At 63.6% G+C, this 16,146-nt stretch carries 14 protein-coding genes; 8 read left to right on the forward strand and 6 right to left on the reverse strand.

Features of this window, described 5'->3' with window-relative positions; genetic code table 11:
* Window positions 1–8: 8 nt before the first annotated feature.
* Window positions 9–1,550: an AMP-binding protein gene (locus tag E5678_RS21425; RefSeq protein WP_136180405.1), complete on the forward strand. Its 1,542-nt coding sequence runs from the start codon at window positions 9–11 to the stop codon at window positions 1,548–1,550.
* Window positions 1,551–1,571: 21 nt separating this feature from the next.
* Here the strand turns inward: E5678_RS21425 and E5678_RS21430 are convergent, their stop codons facing one another.
* Entirely contained in the window at window positions 1,572–2,159 is a 588-nt protein-coding gene (locus E5678_RS21430; protein ID WP_136180406.1) for an NAD(P)H-dependent oxidoreductase, read from the reverse strand.
* Between the two features lie 103 nt (window positions 2,160–2,262).
* Here E5678_RS21430 and E5678_RS21435 point away from each other — a divergent pair, with 103 nt between their 5' ends.
* From E5678_RS21435 to E5678_RS21455, 5 genes are all read left to right on the forward strand, one after another.
* Complete coding sequence (locus E5678_RS21435; RefSeq protein ID WP_136180407.1) at window positions 2,263–2,844, forward strand: TetR/AcrR family transcriptional regulator; 582 nt, start codon at window positions 2,263–2,265, stop codon at window positions 2,842–2,844.
* Window positions 2,845–3,076: 232 nt separating this feature from the next.
* The gene (locus tag E5678_RS21440; RefSeq protein WP_136180408.1) at window positions 3,077–3,418 is read left to right on the forward strand and encodes an antibiotic biosynthesis monooxygenase; all 342 of its coding nucleotides are present in this window, start codon (window positions 3,077–3,079) and stop codon (window positions 3,416–3,418) included.
* Between the two features lie 255 nt (window positions 3,419–3,673).
* Complete coding sequence (locus E5678_RS21445) at window positions 3,674–5,131, forward strand: DASS family sodium-coupled anion symporter (protein ID WP_136180409.1); 1,458 nt, start codon at window positions 3,674–3,676, stop codon at window positions 5,129–5,131.
* A 196-nt stretch (window positions 5,132–5,327) separates the two neighbouring features.
* The gene (locus E5678_RS21450) at window positions 5,328–6,971 is read left to right on the forward strand and encodes a DUF4139 domain-containing protein (protein ID WP_136180410.1); all 1,644 of its coding nucleotides are present in this window, start codon (window positions 5,328–5,330) and stop codon (window positions 6,969–6,971) included.
* A gap of 1,113 nt (window positions 6,972–8,084) precedes the next feature.
* A complete protein-coding gene (locus E5678_RS21455) occupies window positions 8,085–8,402 on the forward strand; it encodes a hypothetical protein (RefSeq protein ID WP_136180411.1) in 318 nt (105 codons plus the stop codon).
* A 90-nt stretch (window positions 8,403–8,492) separates the two neighbouring features.
* Here the strand turns inward: E5678_RS21455 and E5678_RS21460 are convergent, their stop codons facing one another.
* The 4 genes from E5678_RS21460 to E5678_RS21475 all read right to left on the reverse strand — a co-directional run bounded on the left by E5678_RS21460 (window position 8,493) and on the right by E5678_RS21475 (window position 12,907).
* Complete coding sequence (locus E5678_RS21460) at window positions 8,493–10,082, reverse strand: MFS transporter (protein WP_136180412.1); 1,590 nt, start codon at window positions 10,080–10,082, stop codon at window positions 8,493–8,495.
* 193 nt (window positions 10,083–10,275) lie between these two features.
* On the reverse strand, window positions 10,276–11,328 hold the full coding sequence (locus tag E5678_RS21465) for a hypothetical protein (RefSeq protein ID WP_136180413.1): 1,053 nt from the start codon (window positions 11,326–11,328) through the stop codon (window positions 10,276–10,278).
* A 477-nt stretch (window positions 11,329–11,805) separates the two neighbouring features.
* Window positions 11,806–12,048, reverse strand: coding sequence for a hypothetical protein (locus E5678_RS21470; RefSeq protein ID WP_136180414.1), 243 nt, complete (start codon window positions 12,046–12,048; stop codon window positions 11,806–11,808).
* Window positions 12,049–12,208: 160 nt separating this feature from the next.
* On the reverse strand, window positions 12,209–12,907 hold the full coding sequence (locus E5678_RS21475) for a class I SAM-dependent methyltransferase (protein WP_136180415.1): 699 nt from the start codon (window positions 12,905–12,907) through the stop codon (window positions 12,209–12,211).
* A 104-nt stretch (window positions 12,908–13,011) separates the two neighbouring features.
* Here E5678_RS21475 and E5678_RS21480 point away from each other — a divergent pair, with 104 nt between their 5' ends.
* Together E5678_RS21480 and E5678_RS21485 are read left to right on the forward strand one after the other, a co-directional pair.
* Entirely contained in the window at window positions 13,012–13,884 is an 873-nt protein-coding gene (locus E5678_RS21480) for a LysR family transcriptional regulator (protein ID WP_136180416.1), read from the forward strand.
* Window positions 13,885–14,085: 201 nt separating this feature from the next.
* The gene (locus tag E5678_RS21485; protein ID WP_136180417.1) at window positions 14,086–14,769 is read left to right on the forward strand and encodes a glutathione S-transferase family protein; all 684 of its coding nucleotides are present in this window, start codon (window positions 14,086–14,088) and stop codon (window positions 14,767–14,769) included.
* Window positions 14,770–14,915: 146 nt separating this feature from the next.
* On the opposite strand, the gene E5678_RS21490 is transcribed toward E5678_RS21485, so the two are convergent.
* Entirely contained in the window at window positions 14,916–16,025 is a 1,110-nt protein-coding gene (locus E5678_RS21490; RefSeq protein ID WP_168708634.1) for an alpha/beta hydrolase, read from the reverse strand.
* Window positions 16,026–16,146 lie beyond the last annotated feature (121 nt).

Genomic DNA, 16,146 nt, shown 5'->3' on the forward strand with positions numbered 1-16,146 from the left:
TCTCCCCCATGAATCTGGCCCATTTGCTGCAGAAACAAGCTCTGTGCCACCCGAACCGCCCCGCGATCTTCAGTGGGGGTGTGTGTGTGGCCACCCATGGCGCGTGGGCAGAGCGTGCAGCCCGGGTGGGTGCTCGCCTGGCGGCCCGGGGCTTGGTGCCTGGTGACCGCGTGGTGCTGTTCATGCACAACCACCCGCGCTATCTGGAGCTGCTGTTCGGCGCCTGGTGGGCTGGGCTCGTGGTGGTGCCGGTCAATGCCAAGCTGCACACCCGGGAAGTGCAGTGGATCGTGGACAACGCCGAAGCCCGCTGGGCGTTTGTGACGCCAGATGTGGTGCCCGACCCGGCCGCCCTGACCGGGCTCGACGGCGTGATGGATGTGGACGGGGCCGAGTGCGACGCCTGGATGAATGAAACCTTCACCACCCAGCAGGTTGAACCTGTCGGCGCTATTGCCGAACGCACCCCCGACGACACCGCCTGGTTGTTCTACACCAGCGGCACCACCGGTCGTCCCAAGGGCGTGATGATCACGCACCGCAACTTGCTGACCATGGGCCTCACCTACTTCAACGATGTGGATGCGGTGCACGCCCACGACGCCATCGCTTACGCCGCGCCCATGTCACACGGCGCTGGTTTGTACGCCATTCCCCACCTCATGGCCGGCGCGCGCCATGTGGTGCCCGCCTCGGGCGGCTTCGATGCCGCCGAGCTGTTCGCGCTGGGGCGCGAACTGGGGCCGCTCTCGCTGTTTGCTGCGCCCACCATCGTCAAGCGCATCGTGGACGAAGCCGAGGCCCAAGGGCTCACACCCGATCAATGCGGCCAAAGTATCAAGACCATCGTCTACGGCGGCGCCCCCATGTATGCCGCCGATATCCAGCGTGCCCTGCGCACCATGGGGCCGCGTTTTGTTCAGATCTACGGCCAGGGCGAAAGCCCCATGACCGGCACTGCGCTGTGCCGCGCCGATCTCGCCGACACCACCCACCCGCGCCACGCAGGGCGCATCGCGTCTGTGGGCCTGGCACAAAGCCCCGTGTGCATCCGCGTGGCCGGGGCCGACGGCCAGCCGCTGCCACCCGGGGAAGTGGGCGAGGTGCTGATTCGAGGCGACAGCGTCATGGCAGGCTATTGGCGCAACCCCGAAGCGACCGCCGCGGCCATTCGCCAAGGCTGGCTCTGGACCGGCGACATGGGCACGCTGGACGATGAGGGTTTCCTCACCCTCAAAGACCGCAGCAAAGACCTCATCATCAGTGGCGGCAGCAACATCTATCCGCGCGAAGTGGAAGAGGTGCTGCTCACCGCACCCGGCGTGGCCGAGGTGGCTGTGGTGGGGGCGCCCGACCCCGAGTGGGGCGAAATCGTGGTGGCGTTTGTGGTGGCGCAACCCGATGCGGTGCTGGACTCCGCCGCGCTCGATGCCTTCTGCCTGGACCACATCGCCCGATTCAAACGCCCCAAACGCTATGAGATCGTGGAGTCGCTGCCGAAGAACAACTACGGCAAGGTGTTGAAGATAGTGCTGAGAGAGCGGGGCTGATGCGATGGGATCCCGGTTTCATCAAGCGGCCTGGGCTCCCATCGCCTTGAGGTGCTTCACCCAGCGCTGCACCTGCTCGGGTTTGGCTTCGCTGGCGGGTCCCAGGTGGGTCAGCTTTGTGGGCTTGAGACCGACGAACTCCAGGATCTGCCGGCGCAACTGCCAGATCATGGCGTTCTTGTAGGCCAGTCGCATGAACCAGCCGGGGGTGTCGGAGGTGATGACCACACGCGCCGAGCGCCCACTCAGCAGCGGCAACGGCAGACCGATTCGGTTCTTGTTCCGGGTGTCGAAGGCCCGCCCTGGCAGCAAGGCCCGGTCAAACAGGCCTTTGAGCTTGGCGGGCAGTCCTCCCCACCACATGGGCGTGGACATCATGAAGTGCTCACTCCACGACAGGTCTTGCAGAAACTGCTCCAGCGCAGGTTCAAGGGGTTTGGGTTGCTGGAAGTCCACCCATCCGAAATCGGTATCGAAAGTCAGGTCGTGCAGGTGGGTGATGCGAACCTCGTGCCCGGCCTCGCGAGCCTGCTCGGCATAGGCTTCCACCAGGGTGCGGGAAAGCGAGCGTTCGGCTGGGTGACCGTTGAGAATGAAGATGCGTTTCACTGGGGTACTCCTATAAAATTGACCGAAGTCAAATTTATAAGTTAAAAAATGACCGTGGTCAATATAAATTGACTGCGGTCAAATTATTGCAATCTACGCACCCATGCGAAAAGCCGTCCAGCAGAGAACCCTCGACACGCGCGCGCGCCTGACCTCGGTGGCGCATGAACTCGTCGCAGAAAAAGGCTTCGAGGCCTTGCGCATCGAAGAGATCGTGTTGCGCGCCGGTGTGGCCAAAGGCACCTTCTTCGCGCACTTCAAAGACAAAGACGAATTGATGGACCTGCTCATTGGCGAGCGCATCGACACCTTGCTCGATCGCATGGTGACCGGTTCATCGCCCCACGACGCAGACCAATTGGCCAAACGCTTGATGCCCCTGGTGGAGCTGATGTCGTCCGAGCGCTATGTGTTTGACGTCATCATGCGCCGTTCGGGTGCCATGGCCTTGGAGGAGATTGGCCCCATTGCGCTCACCTTCGGACGGCTGGGCGAATTGGTGGGCCAGTGGTTGGCGCAGGGAGCATTCCGCAAGGACGTGGAGCCCGAGATCCTGGTCGAAGGCGTGGAGGCTTTTCTGATGCAGACCATGGCACTGAACTTCTGCGCCCTGCACAGAGACAAGGCCATGCAGGCCCGGCTGCAGCCTTACCTGCGCGCATGGCTGGCGCCTGCGGCAACATGATCTGACTCCATCGAACCCGGTCCCAAGCCCTGCCCATGCATCGTGTTCGCTGAAACACGGAAAGGTCAGACTGCAATGGGCATGGTCGTCTCGCCGTGTGGGCAGGGCAGGGTGGTGCTGTTGCGTGACCAAAGGGGCAGACCTCACCTGATTCAAATCGATCAACACAGTGCTCCATGGGCCCGAGGATCGATCCATCTGAAACCTGAAACCTGAAACCAGGAGCTTCCCGATGCAACAAGTCCATGTGATCAATACCATCACCGTGCCCGAAGGCATGGCCGCACAAGCCGAGTCGGTTCGTGCGCAATACGTGGCGTATTTCCAGAAACAAGACGGTTTTGCGGGCGCCACTTTCTACAAGTCCCTTGATCGGGAATCCAATGGATCCATCAAGTATGTGAATGTGGTGGTCTGGGCCACCTACGCGCATTTTGAGCGCGTGGTCAACAAGGGGTTTCAAGACGCCCAGGGCGAAAACAGCGATGGCATGCGGGTGTTGGGCGAGGGGTTTCCTGAACCCATCGTGGTGTCGCCAGGGCGGTACCAGATGATTGAGCAAACCGGCGCGTAGCAGCCGATCGCATCGGGGCGGTTCATTACCGGACCCGGGGTGCTTTTGAAGGGGGCATCAGTAGCCGAAGCAGCTGCTGACGTCGATGCCCGACCCTGGTCCCTCCAGGCGGGGTGACACGCCACCGGTTTGACACAAGTCAAACGACCGTGGCACAACCCTGCCCCATACTCAAAGCAAGTTCACGGTGCGACGTTGGACACAACGGTGGGCGGGGTCCGCACATCAAACCCAGTCGCAACACAGGGAGATTCAATGGACTTGAAACGCATACCCGCGGGCGCGGCTTTGGCTTCCGGTCTGGTCATCTGGTTCCTGGTGCCCGTGCCTGAGGGCGTCACCGCCAACGCCTGGCATTTGCTGGCTTTGTTTGTCGGCACCATCGTCGGCATCATCGGCAAGGCGTTGCCGATCGGGGCCATGGCGCTGGTGGCGATCACGCTGGTGGCGGCCACGGGTGTCACCAACGACAAACCGGGTGGGGCCATTGCGGATGCACTGAGCGGTTTCTCCAATTCCCTGATCTGGCTGATCGGTGTGTCGATCATGATTTCGCGCGGGCTCATCAAGACCGGTCTGGGGGCAAGGATCGGCTACTTTTTCATTTCTCTGTTTGGTAAAAAGACCTTGGGCATCGGCTACGCGCTGGCCCTGTCTGAACTCATCATCGCGCCGGTGACGCCCAGCAACACCGCGCGCGGCGGCGGCATCATCCACCCCATCATGCGGGCGATCGCCGGCAGCTACGGCTCCGATCCCGAGCACGCCACCGAGGGCCGAATCGGCCGGTACCTGGCGCTGGTCAACTACCACGCCAACCCGATCACTTCGGCCATGTTCATCACCGCCACGGCGCCCAACCCGCTGGTGGTCAAACTGGTGGCCGAAGCCACCGGCGCCGAAATCAACCTGACCTGGGGCACCTGGGCCCTGGCGATGGCGCTGCCTGGTCTGGTCGCCTTGGTCTTGATGCCCCTGGCCCTGTACCTGATGTACCCGCCCGAGATCAAAAGCACGCCCGACGCGGCCGCATTTGCCAAAGGAAAAATGGCGGAACTCGGCCAGGTCAAGCCTGGCGAGAAGATCATGTTGGGCGTGTTTGCGTTGTTGCTGGTGTTGTGGGCCGGCATACCGGCCATGGTGCTCGGGCCTTCGGTCGCGCTTGACGCAACCTCGGTGGCTTTCATTGGCCTCGCCGTTTTGCTGGTCACTGGCGTGCTCGACTGGGACGATGTACTCAAGGAAAAGGGCGCATGGGACACGGTCGTGTGGTTCAGCGCCCTGGTGATGATGGCCACCTTTCTGAACAAGCTGGGCTTGATCGCGTGGTTCTCCAGCAGCATTGAAACCGGCATTGGCGGACTGGGCCTGGGCTGGCTGCCGGCCAGCGCATTGCTCGTGCTGATCTACCTCTATGCACACTACCTGTTCGCCAGCACCACCGCCCACATCACCGCGATGTTTGCCGCCTTCTACGGCGCCGGTTTGGCGCTGGGCGCGCCCGCCTTGCCGCTGGCGCTGATCATGGCTGCCGCTTCCAGCATCATGATGACTTTGACCCACTACGCCACCGGCACCTCGCCGATCATCTTCGGCTCCGGCTACACCACGCTCGGTCAGTGGTGGAAGGCCGGCTTTGCCATGAGCCTGTTGCTGATTGTCATCTGGGTCACGGTGGGTGGCTTGTGGTGGAAGCTGCTGGGCTACTGGTAAGCCGCCTCAACGGCGTTGGGGCCTGGGTACCAAGGTCGTTTGCTGCCTTGGCGCCTTGATTTCCTGGCGCCACCAGCGCAGGGACTCGATTGCCTTGCCGGGTGGTCGCGGGGTGCTCGGTACACTGGCCCATCCCATGTGATCGCGCTCCACCGGGCGTGGCCGCCCGTCCCTTTGTCCCAGACCTGACCCCGCCATGACACACCACTTTGATCGCCGATTTCGCCCGACCCTGACCGTGCTCGGCGCCGCCTTGCTGGTGGCCGGCCCGGTGGCATGGGCCCAAAGCCCGGGCGCCGCGACCGCCTCTTCCAGCATCGCGTTGGTCACGCTCTACCCCGGCAGCGCCAAGGTTGAAAGGGTTGCCAAGGTCTCTGCCGGCGCTCGCACGCTCACTTTTTCGTGTTTGCCTGCGGCGCTGGATGTGGCCAGCCTGGCGGTATCGGCCGATGCGCCGGCCCGCTTGGGCGAGGTGGCGGTCTTGACCGAAGCGCGTGAAGCGGTGCCCGCCTGTTCGGGCACGCCGCTCGATGGCCGCATCCGTTTGCTGGAAGACAAAAAGGCCGTGTTGGGCGCCGAAGACGAGGCCATCAAACTGGCCACGGGCTACCTCAAAGGTGTGACCACGGGGGGCGACGGCGCCGGCGGCGTGCGTCAGGCCGCCGACCCCAAAACCGTGGCCGCCATGGTTGATACCGTTCGGCGCACCGGGCAAGAAGCGCTGCTGCGTCAACACCAGATTGACCGCGCCCAAGAAGCCCTCGACCGCGAACTCAATCCCCTGTTGGCCGAGCGCAGCCGTGTGCTGGCCGGGCGCGGGCGGGTGACCACGGTGAGCATCACGCTCGATGCACCGCAGGCCGCCGAAGTGCGTCTGGTCTACCAGATCAACGGCCCTGGCTGGGCCCCCACCTACCGCGCTTTGCTCGATACGCAAACCGGCGCCCTCAAGCTGGAGCGCCAGGCCCAGGTGGCCCAGGCCACCGGCGAAGACTGGACGGGCGTGCCCATGCGCCTGTCGACCGGCCAGCCGCGCCGCGGCACAGCGGGCCCGTTGCCCCGCCCATGGCGCATCGACATTGCGCAGCCGCGCCCCGAAGTGGAAGCCAGGAAGTCGGCCATGGCCGGAGCCCCTGCGCCGGTGATGGCCATGGCCGAGCGCGAATCTGCTGCAGGCGATGCAAGCCCAAGCCCCTCGTTTGACGTGAGCGTGTTTGACAACGCCTACGCCACCGAATTTGTGGTGCCCCAGCGCATCGACGTGCCGTCCAGCGGCGAGCGTGTCACGCTCGCTTTGGGCTCGCAAGCGCTCACCGCCAAGCTCGTCACCCGCACCACCCCCGCTTCAGGCGCCAGCGCATGGCTGGTCGCCGAGGTGGCCCAACCCGAAGGGGTGTGGCCGCAAGGGACGTTGCAGCTCTACCGCGATGGCGCCTACGTGGGGTCCGACAACCTGCGCACTGGCGGAAAAGGCGTTTTGAGCCTGCCCTTCGGGCTGGACGAACTCACCGTGGTGCGCGTGGAGCCGGAGCAAGACCAGCGCGGCAGCGCCGGCTTTGTGGGCTCCCGCGTGGAGCGCACCGTGGCCCGCGCCTACACGGTTGAAAACCGCCACCGCAGCCCCATTCAGTTGCAGGTGCTGGAATCTGCGCCGGTGTCGGTGGACGAAAAGGTGGAGGTGGGCACCCGCTTCGAGCCTCAACCAGAAACCACCACCTGGCATGAGCAACCCGGCGTGGCCCTCTGGAGCCAGCCGCTCGCGGCCGGACAGACCGCGCGCTTTACAGCCAACTACACCATCAGCTACCCCAAAGATGCCAACTTGCAGGAGCGCCGCTGAGCGCCTGGGGGGCCCTGACTTGAACCAAAAAGCGCCTGGTTTGGGCCGTTTTGCCAGCCTTTCGAATCGGGCTCAAAGGCTTCATTGCATTCCAGCGCCAAGAGCGCACAGATCATGTGGCCCAACGGCAAGCCCAGCGGATCCACCACGACCTTGGCGCATCGGTCGGCCCGATCGCCCCTGAGACCCTCGCACCCTTGAAATGGCCTTTGCCCTGCGCGCACGCCCTACAGACTGAGAGTTGACCGGCGTGGCGGCATGGCTGCACTGCTGGTGGGGCTGTTTGCTAAACTTTTGTTTCGTCGAACCCCCTGCAGAGGCAGACCACCCGTCTTGCCTTGGCCATCCCTTGTGAACATCTTTCTATTTGCGATCTTGCTGGCCGCCTTTCTTTTCGGCGGGCACTCAGCGCTTCACTGGGGGAGCATTCTCATCGCCCGCCGTGCACTGCTGCGGCGCGCATGCCATGCCCCTGAACACGTGGAGCGAGCTTGGGTCGAGAGCCTGGAAGATGACGGGCCTCCTGAACTGCGGCTTCAGTTCACCGGGGAGCCTCCCCAGACGGCCGCCCAAGGAAGCACGGGCTGCGCCAAAGCGGTCGCACGCTTGAGAGCAGCCGGCATCACGGTCTAAGCCAGCGCCCTTCAGCAGCACGGACTCCAGACCTGCAAGTCAAGGGGACGGCCGGGGGCCAGGCCGGTTCTGGCGAATCCATGGATTTCAGCCCTTCGGCTTGACCCCCTGCTTTCCCACCAGCGTGCCGTGAAGCAGACGGGGTGGATGTGCCACTTTTGGGGCCAGATCTTGACCCCCAAGTCCCCGCTCCACCCCCCTCAGCGCTCAGCGCTCATCGATGCAATGCTGCGAGACCGCCGATGTGCCGGGGCTTTGTGCGCACCCCTGCGCAAAGGAAGCAAGGGCCCCAGCGGCGCGCCGGTCAATATCGCCGCCGCCCCGCACGAGGCCGTGGGCAAGCCGGCCAGACTGGTCATCGCAACCTGCGGGTTGACCGGAGTGGGAGAGAGCCTGTGCAACCCGTTGGTCAGTTGGGTAAAATATAGGGTTTACCCGAACCATGCGCGGCAGACCACGCATCGACCCTGACCATTTTTTGTGAACAACCTTCAATTTGCCATCTTGCTGGCCACCCTTCTTTTCGGGGGACATTTGGCGCTTCACCGGTGGGACATCCGTCAGACCCGCCGTTCCCTGTTGCTGCGCGCTTGCAAGGCCCCTGAACACGTGGCGCGGGCTTGGGTCGAGGGCCAGGAAAGTGGCAAGGCGCCGAAGCTGTGGCTTCAGTTTACGGGGGGCCAGCCCCAAACCGTAGCGCAAGGCAACACGGGCTGCGCAGCGGTGTCCACTCGCTTGAGGGCCGCTGGCGTCACGGTCGATGCCAGCGCCATTCAGCAGCAGGTACCCCACACCTGAACGTCAAGGGGGCTGCCTGGCCAGCCCGGTTCTGGCGAATCTGCGTATTCAGGCCCCTTGGCTTGACCCCCAAGTCCCCGCTCCAACCCCTCAGCGCTCTGCGATGTAGTGCTGCAACACCACCGAAGTGCCGGGTTGCAGGAAGGTCAGGAGCTGGGTTTCCAGCTCCTTGTCGGCCATGGTCGTGCGGGCGCGCTGGTGCAGATAGTCGGCCCAGCTGGACACAATGAACCGCTCGACATAGCGGGAGGGGTCACCCAGGTCGTGGTAAATGCGCCAGAAGGTGGCGCCGTCCCGCCGCCTGGGGGCTTTCAGCAAAGACAGCGCGTTCATAAAATGGGTGGATTGGCCCGCCACGATGCGGTAGCTCAGCTCCACGGCGATCGGTCCAGCGTTGGGCTGGGGCGTGTCGGCCACCAGCAAATCTTCAAAAGGCACCACCTGGGTCACGTCCTTGTGCTCACCCATGCGCAAAGGAAACAAGGGCCCCAGCAGCGCGCCGATCAACACCGCCGCCGCCGCCACGCACAGGGCCGTGGGCAGACTCGCCAAACTGGCCATCGCACCCCACAAGGCCGATCCGAGCGCAAACGAGCCCAGGGCCGACAACACGTGCAACGCCGAAGCGCGCGAACGCACCCAGGGTGGCGCGCTGCCTTGCGTGGCCGTGTTGTAAGTGGTCATCACCACCATCCAGCAGGCGCCGCCGAGCACCAGCGCCGCATACACCAGCGCGCGGGTGTGAGACAACGCGGTCACCAGCATCACCATCGAGAACAGCACACCACTGCCCACCACCAGCTTTTCCAGCCCGAATCGCTGGCGCAGCGCCCCGAAGAACACCCCAACACCCACGGCACCCGCTCCCAGGCAGGCCATCAGCAATCCAAAACCCTCAGCGCCCAGGCCCAGACGCTGCTGACCGATCACCGGCAACAGCGCCCACAGCGCCGAACCGGTGCCACCAAACGCGGCTGTTCGCAGCAGTTGCGCCAGCATGGGTGTGGAATGGCGGGCGTAGCGCAAAGCCGCCAGCGTGCCCCCCCAGACCCGTTCGGCAGGCAAACGGCTCAAAGGGTGGGGCTTGGGTGGCCAACGCCGCACCGCCCACCACAGCCCGATGATCCCGCCAGAAGCGAGCACAAACACCCAGGCCGATCCCAGCCAGGCAAACAACAGGCCCGCCAGCGCCGGCCCCAGCGCCCGCGCGCCGTTGTAGGCCATGCTCATCGACAGAATCACATGCGGCAACTCTTCGCGTGGCCGCATCTCGCCCACCATCGAGTTCCATGCCGGCGACAACACGGCGGTGCAACAGCCAAACAACAGCGTGAAGAACAACACCGTGGCCGTGCCCGCCACACCGCCCAGCAAAGCCATCGACAACACCGCCACGCCCAGCGCCTGCACCACAAGGGTGGTCAGCAGCAAATGCCGTCGATCGGTCGTATCGGCCACCACACCCGCGGGCAAAGCCAACACAAACATGGGCAGGAAGACCGCCGTTTGCACCAGCGCCACCACAAACGCAGACGCCTGCAGCTCGACCATCATCCAGGCGGCCGCCATGGCCATCATGCCGTTGGCCGTGAAGTACCCGAAGCTCGCGCCCCACATGCCGCGAAACGGCTTGTCCTGGAGCACCGTCCAGATGCTGGCGGGCGGGTGCACTGAACTCATGGCGGCAGATCTCCTGGGTGTTTGGGCGTTGCGCGGGCCGAGCGCCGCTGCAATCAGAGTGTCGACCTTAACAACACCCTGCAGCGCGTGCCCGCCTGGGCACGGAATCTGTGCAAACTCTTTCCCGCCGCCGTCGCTTCCAACGCTCATGCTCCGGCCCCCAACGCCGTGACGCTGGCCTGGGGGCATGCCTTCAATGCGCTTGGGATCGGCTTGCTCTGTCGGTGCTTTGCCAGCCGTGTGCATGGGGCTCAAATGCTTCGTTGTAGTCCAGCTCCAGCAGTGCACACACAATGCGGCCCAACGACAGGCCCAGGTGATCTTGGGCGGCCTTGGCGCCGCCGTCGACCAGATCGGCCGCATTGACGAAGCCTGCAAAACGGGGCCAGTCGGCGGCGAACTGGGTGGTCAAGATGCGGCCCAAGTCGTAGGAAAGTGCATTGCCTTCGTCGGTGCGCGCGAACGAGTCGCCCGACCAGAATTGCTGGATCTCGGGGGCCCCCCAAAACTGCTGGTGGCGCCGGTGCTGGTGTCTGGCGTCGTGGCCGCCGTTGGCTTGGGGGTAAAAGCGTTGCTCGATATTGACGGCCAGCCCTTCATTGAGCCAGGCCGGTATGGGCAGGTGGCTCAGGCAGGCGTGGGTGATCTCGTGAACGATGGTGGGCTCGATGGCCAGCAGCTCGTCTTTGACCACGATGAAGTGGCCGCAGCCGGCGTTGAGGTACATGCCGCTGCTGAAGGCGAACTCACCCTCGTCGGGGTAGTGGTTGCCGGCATAGCGGTAGTAGGTGTCGTGGTCATCCAGCACCACCAGAATGTCCACCCCCCATTCCGCCACCTCGGCCACGCCTTTGAGCGTGTGCAGCACCCGCTGCCGGGATCGGCTCACGTGGGCCAAGGTGGCCCGGGCCGCTGCATCGTCGAGCGAAGACAGCAGCACCACATTGTCTGCCAGGCGCATGGTGTACCCCGCGCCCAGTGCAGCCTGCAGGCGCTGCACCCAGGCGAGCTCCAGCCGCATCCATGCGTGTGCCTGATCGGCTTCGGCGGGAATCGATGCGACCCATTTCAAGAGGGCATCCCAATCGGGCATCGGGAAGCCCGCCTCCTCGGGCATGTGGGCCGGCACATCGATCGCGTCGGTGCCAGGCGCTTCCAGCCGGTCGGGTTGCCTTTCAATTGCTGGCGCTGGCGCTGGCGGGTGCGTTGTGCCCCCTGCGCCGGGGCTCTTTGGCGACGTGCTCAAGAGCTGGTGAAAAAATTTGAACATCTGGGCGTTAATGTCCTTGATTGCTGTCCCGCGAAGGATCAGGCCTCTGATGCCCCATTGTCCTTGCGGTGGACGGGATTGTTTGATGCAAGGCAAAAGGCAGGACCTGAACCCGATGCCCGTGCCCCCGATGAACACGGCGGCGAAAACGGTTTGCCCAACCCGGTCGACGGCGGTCGGGTGGTGATCGTGCAGCGGCCTGCCGTCAACCCCGAGATGTGTTGCCGCTGTTGCCATACCGAGGGTTTCCGGCGCGGCGGTGCATGAGCAGAAATGCAGGACGCTTGCTGTTCAATGGGTAGCGAGATATTGAACACAGACAGGGGACCGCAGCAGGCGCACCCCGATCACCTTCATATGCTCCCCGGCACGGTGAGCGGGAGTGGGCGACTTCACACGGCGATACCGGGCTTGGGTGGAAGGGGACATGCGGCCGCCAGCCGCACGATCAGTTCAATGGTCGGGCCATCCCGGCGCGCAGGCCAGCCCCACGCGGCGGCCCATGGCCATGGGCTTGGTGAGTGAGCGCACGACCGCGTTGCGCGCCGTCTCTGTATGGGTGGCGGGCAGGTCGTCTTGCCGGCAAAGGGTGAGCGGAGCGGAAGCTGCGGCGCGAAAGTCTTGCCCCCCGGCGCGGGAATTGGCCAGCAGGTTGCTCGCACGAGGGTACGGCCGTGTGCCCCCGGCTGTCGGCACCGGCCGGTACGGGTGTGCTCAAACAAGGGTGTACCCAGGTCGTTCCAGCCCCTTGATGGCCGTCCTGATGGACGGCTGGGCAATGAAGCCGCGCTGGGCCGCCGCCGTGATTGAACGCCCTGCGTCGGTGGCCACAAAGCAGCCCAATGGGCGCAGATTCCTAGACCAGCTTGCGGGCCACAATGAAGACCCGAAAATCCTTGCCCCGCGTGCCATGCCGTTCGACCGACACGATCTCCATGCCTTGCCGGGCGATGGCAGACTGCAGTTGCTCCGCCTTGAAGCACAGCACGTGTGGTGCCTTGCCGATGGCCCGCATCAGTGGCAGCGCCAGCTTGGGTATCAAGGGATTCATCTCGGCGATACAGGGCGTTTTGGAAATCAGCAACCCGCCCGGCCTCAATGCCTGCACCGCAAGCGCCAGCGCACAATCGAGATCGCCCACGAGGTGCAGCAAGTTGAACGCCAGCACCGCGTCGTATGCGCCTGCTCCGAACCCGGGGGTGTCGGCGTCGGCCACCGAGAAGCCCAACTGCGGCACCGGTTGCGCAGCCAACTTTTCGCGGGCGATGGCGATCATTTCTGCCGAAACATCCGTTGCGTGCATGCGCCCGACCGAAGGCGCCAGGCGCAGAGCCGTGGTGCCCGTGCCGCAGCCCATCTCCAGCACATTCTGATCGGCGGTCAACAGGCTTTGCACGTGGCGCAGGGTGGCCTCGTAGCCCGCCATGTCCGAGATCGGATCGGCCGCGTATTTCCGCGCAATGCGGTTCCAGAAAACAGCCTTGCTGGCGGCCGAGGCATTGGCCGCAGGCAGGGGAGTGGCGTCTGAGCGCGAGTCGGTGGTTGAGGGTGGCATATTGGGTGAAGACAGAAGTCGTTTGAGCGGCGATGGCTGAATGCTATCCATGCAAGGTTGCCAAGGGAATAGCGATCATTTGCAGTGGAGATATACATTTGCGTATGGAAAGAACCGACTGGAACCAGCTCAGAGCCTTTCTGGAGACCGCCGAAACCGGCTCGCTGTCGGCGGCGGCTCGCAAACTGGGGTTGACCCAACCCACCCTGAGCCGTCAAGTGGCCGCCATAGAGCAGCGCATGGGCGTGACCCTGTTCGAACGGGTGGGCAAACGCATGGCGCTGACCCCCACCGGGCTGGATTTGCTGGAACACGCCCGCGCCATGGGCGCGGCCGCCCAGGCCCTCAGCCTGGCGGCCACCGGCCGCTCCGAGGCGGTCGAGGGCGTGGTCTCGATCTCGGCCAGCGACGCCGTGGCAGCCCACCTGCTTCCCCCGCTGGTGCGGCAACTGCGCGAGAAAGAACCCGGCATTGCCATCGAGGTGATTTCATCCAATGCGCTGAGCGACCTGCTCAGGCGCGAGGCCGACATCGCCATTCGCCACGTCAAACCCGAGCAGCCCGACTTGATCGCCCGGCTGATCCGCGAAGCCACGGCCTGTTTCTACGCGTCTGAAGAGTGGGTGAGAACCCATGGCCACCCTCGCAGCGCCGAAGCAGCCGCCCACTTGCCCTTTGTGGGCTCTGATCGCTCTGGGCTGTTCCTCACTTACCTTCGCCAGCACGGCCTTCCTGTCACTGAAGCGAACTTCAGTTGTTACGCCGAACACTCCATTGCGCACTGGGCCCTGGTGCGCCAAGGCATGGGCATTGGCGTCATGATGGACGAAATTGCCCGCGATACCACTGGTATCGTCCGCGTCCTCGACGACGTGCCGCCCGTGCGCTTCCCGATCTGGCTGGTCACCCACCGCGAACTGCGCACTTCGCGGCGGATACGGGTGGTGTTCGAGGCACTGGCTCAGGGGTTGATCTGAGGCCCATGTGGATGCCGGCAAGGGCTTTGGAGCCAAGCCTTGGCCTTTGCCTTTTCTGGATGCGGCGAGGCAAAAGGCCCGAGGGTATCTGACCCCCAAGGCCCTCGCGTTGCTTTCAAATTCTGTCGCATGGTGTATGTTTCAAAGCCATCGGAGTCTGGCCTTGGCCATTAAGCACCCTCAAAGAAAGAAGTCACCCCCATGCCCCTGATCTTGTATCACTGCGTCAGCGCCCGATCGTTCCGCCCCCTGTGGATGCTGGAAGAGCTGGGTCTGCCTTACACGCTGAAGATGCTGCCTTTTCCGCCCCGCGCGCTGGCACGCGACTACCTGCAAGAAAACCCCTTGGGCACCGTACCCCTACTGGTCGACGGCAGTACCCGCATGACCGAGTCGGCTGCCATTTGCGAATACCTGGCGCGACGACACAGCCCGGGTCATCTGGATGTGGCCGTGGACGAACCCGGCTATGGCAGCTACCTGAACTGGCTGCACATGAGCGATGCCACGCTGACCTTCCCGCAAACCCTGGTGCTGCGGTACGCGCACTTTGAGCCCACCGAGCGCAAGCAGCCCCAAGTGGTTGAAGACTACAGCCGCTGGTTCCTGGCCCGGCTGCGCGCCGCGGATGCCTCCTTGCAACAACAACAGGGTCAGCACGACCACCTGTGCGCCGGCCGTTTCACCGCCGTCGATGTGGCGGTGGGTTACGCCCTCCTGGTGGCCAGCCACCTGGGCTTGAGCACACAGTTCACCCCACCCGTTGCCGCCTACTGGGCCCGCCTGCAACAGCGACCAGCGTTTCAGCGCGCCCTGGCCATCCAGCACCAGGCCGCGCTGGATCAAGGCGTGCCCACCACGCCGGCACCTGATGTGCGGCCTTGAGAATTAGCGGAAGCGGGGCTTACCCTGTCTTCTTGCCTGTTCCTGGCCCTCAGGCTGTCGGGGGCAAGACTGGGTGCTATGCCTTTGCAGCGTCTGGCGAGGCAAAAGACAAGATCTGCCCCTCAACTTCGTGACCCTCAACTTCGCTATCTTGCTTGTCTCTTGGAGCCTTCGCTCAAGGACACATCGGAGAGGGAGCCGACGCTGGCGGTATCCGTGCCGGCAACAGGTTGGTCACGGGTTGCCGGCGCAGCCTCGTGCTGCCGCCGAAGATGCTTGTGAAGAAAATCCAGCAACACAATGGTCTGGGTATTGCTGAAACATTTCCGGTAAGCATTCGCGTGGCTCGATGCGAAGAGTGGGATTTCACAGGCCACGCCGGCTATGGACTTGTCGGGCATACGCAGGAGCGTCGTACCCTTGATCCGGGAGAGAAATCCCAGATCCCTGGGTGTGTTGTAGGCGTCGTTATCGAAGGAAAAAACAAGCGCTGGAATCTGGTCAGCAGATCCAATTTCAGCGGCTTGCTCATTGTGGCGCTGCTGCCAGACATCGGGTCTCCACCGCTTTTTACCGGCAAACGCAGGGGCAAAAGCAATGACAGAGTTGACGCTTCCGGGGTAACGCTTTTCGTGCAGCAGCGCTGCCCATCCCCCAGCCGAGTGCCCCACCAGTACGATTCGCGATGGATCGACCCCCGCGCGGCCAAGTTCCGCCAGCGTCTTTTCAATCGCGGCGACCCGCTGGTCAATTTTGAGCGGTTCCCCCAGCGCCGTCGCCTTGCCATCGCAGGGCGCATAAACGACGACCTCCAGTCCCGCAATTTCGGCTCCGGCCAATTGCCTCACGACCTCGGGCACGGAAAAGCCCGGAGCCTGTCCATTGGGGTCACATGCGTCGTCCAGCTTTTCGATGAACGAGCCGTGCAAGAACACGACCACCGCTTTCGACGAGGGATTGGGGATCGTGAAGCCTTGAGGACTTTTCCAGTTTTCTTTCTTCGGAACGAATTCTCCCGGGACATTCGCTTTGGCGTGCATGCAAAGAGTGATCAGAAAAACGACCCGACTCGTCTTGACCAAGTGGCGCAGTGTGCTGTGCATCAGCAGCTTCGATGATGGGGCCTGTGGTGATGCGGTCACGCTCAGTGGATGCGCCGCACACCGGTGAAGGCTAACGCATGGACGCACACGCAGCACACGTTTGAGCTGTTTCCCGGCGACACGGGGAAATCCACCGAAAACTGATTTCAACATGGCCAGTCCCAGACAGGAGATAGCGAATCGATAGGCGTATTTTCTGCCTGTTTCGAGTCTGTGTCTCTGGAAAAGCCCCAGGCAGCAACCATCTTTTTTTTTTTTGGCGGAACCTACCGCT

It is taken from the genome of Hydrogenophaga sp. PAMC20947 (assembly GCF_004795855.1).
Taxonomy (GTDB): domain Bacteria; phylum Pseudomonadota; class Gammaproteobacteria; order Burkholderiales; family Burkholderiaceae_C; genus Hydrogenophaga.

Coding starts and splice junctions, on each gene's coding strand:
- E5678_RS21425 (WP_136180405.1), top strand. CDS start 9: ATGAATCTGGCCCATTTGCTGCAGAAACAAGCTCTGTGCCACCCGAAC.
- E5678_RS21445 (WP_136180409.1), top strand. CDS start 3,674: ATGGACTTGAAACGCATACCCGCGGGCGCGGCTTTGGCTTCCGGTCTG.
- E5678_RS21490 (WP_168708634.1), bottom strand. CDS start 16,025: ATGTTGAAATCAGTTTTCGGTGGATTTCCCCGTGTCGCCGGGAAACAG.
- E5678_RS21485 (WP_136180417.1), top strand. CDS start 14,086: ATGCCCCTGATCTTGTATCACTGCGTCAGCGCCCGATCGTTCCGCCCC.
- E5678_RS21475 (WP_136180415.1), bottom strand. CDS start 12,907: ATGCCACCCTCAACCACCGACTCGCGCTCAGACGCCACTCCCCTGCCT.
- E5678_RS21450 (WP_136180410.1), top strand. CDS start 5,328: ATGACACACCACTTTGATCGCCGATTTCGCCCGACCCTGACCGTGCTC.
- E5678_RS21440 (WP_136180408.1), top strand. CDS start 3,077: ATGCAACAAGTCCATGTGATCAATACCATCACCGTGCCCGAAGGCATG.
- E5678_RS21460 (WP_136180412.1), bottom strand. CDS start 10,082: ATGAGTTCAGTGCACCCGCCCGCCAGCATCTGGACGGTGCTCCAGGAC.
- E5678_RS21435 (WP_136180407.1), top strand. CDS start 2,263: ATGCGAAAAGCCGTCCAGCAGAGAACCCTCGACACGCGCGCGCGCCTG.
- E5678_RS21480 (WP_136180416.1), top strand. CDS start 13,012: ATGGAAAGAACCGACTGGAACCAGCTCAGAGCCTTTCTGGAGACCGCC.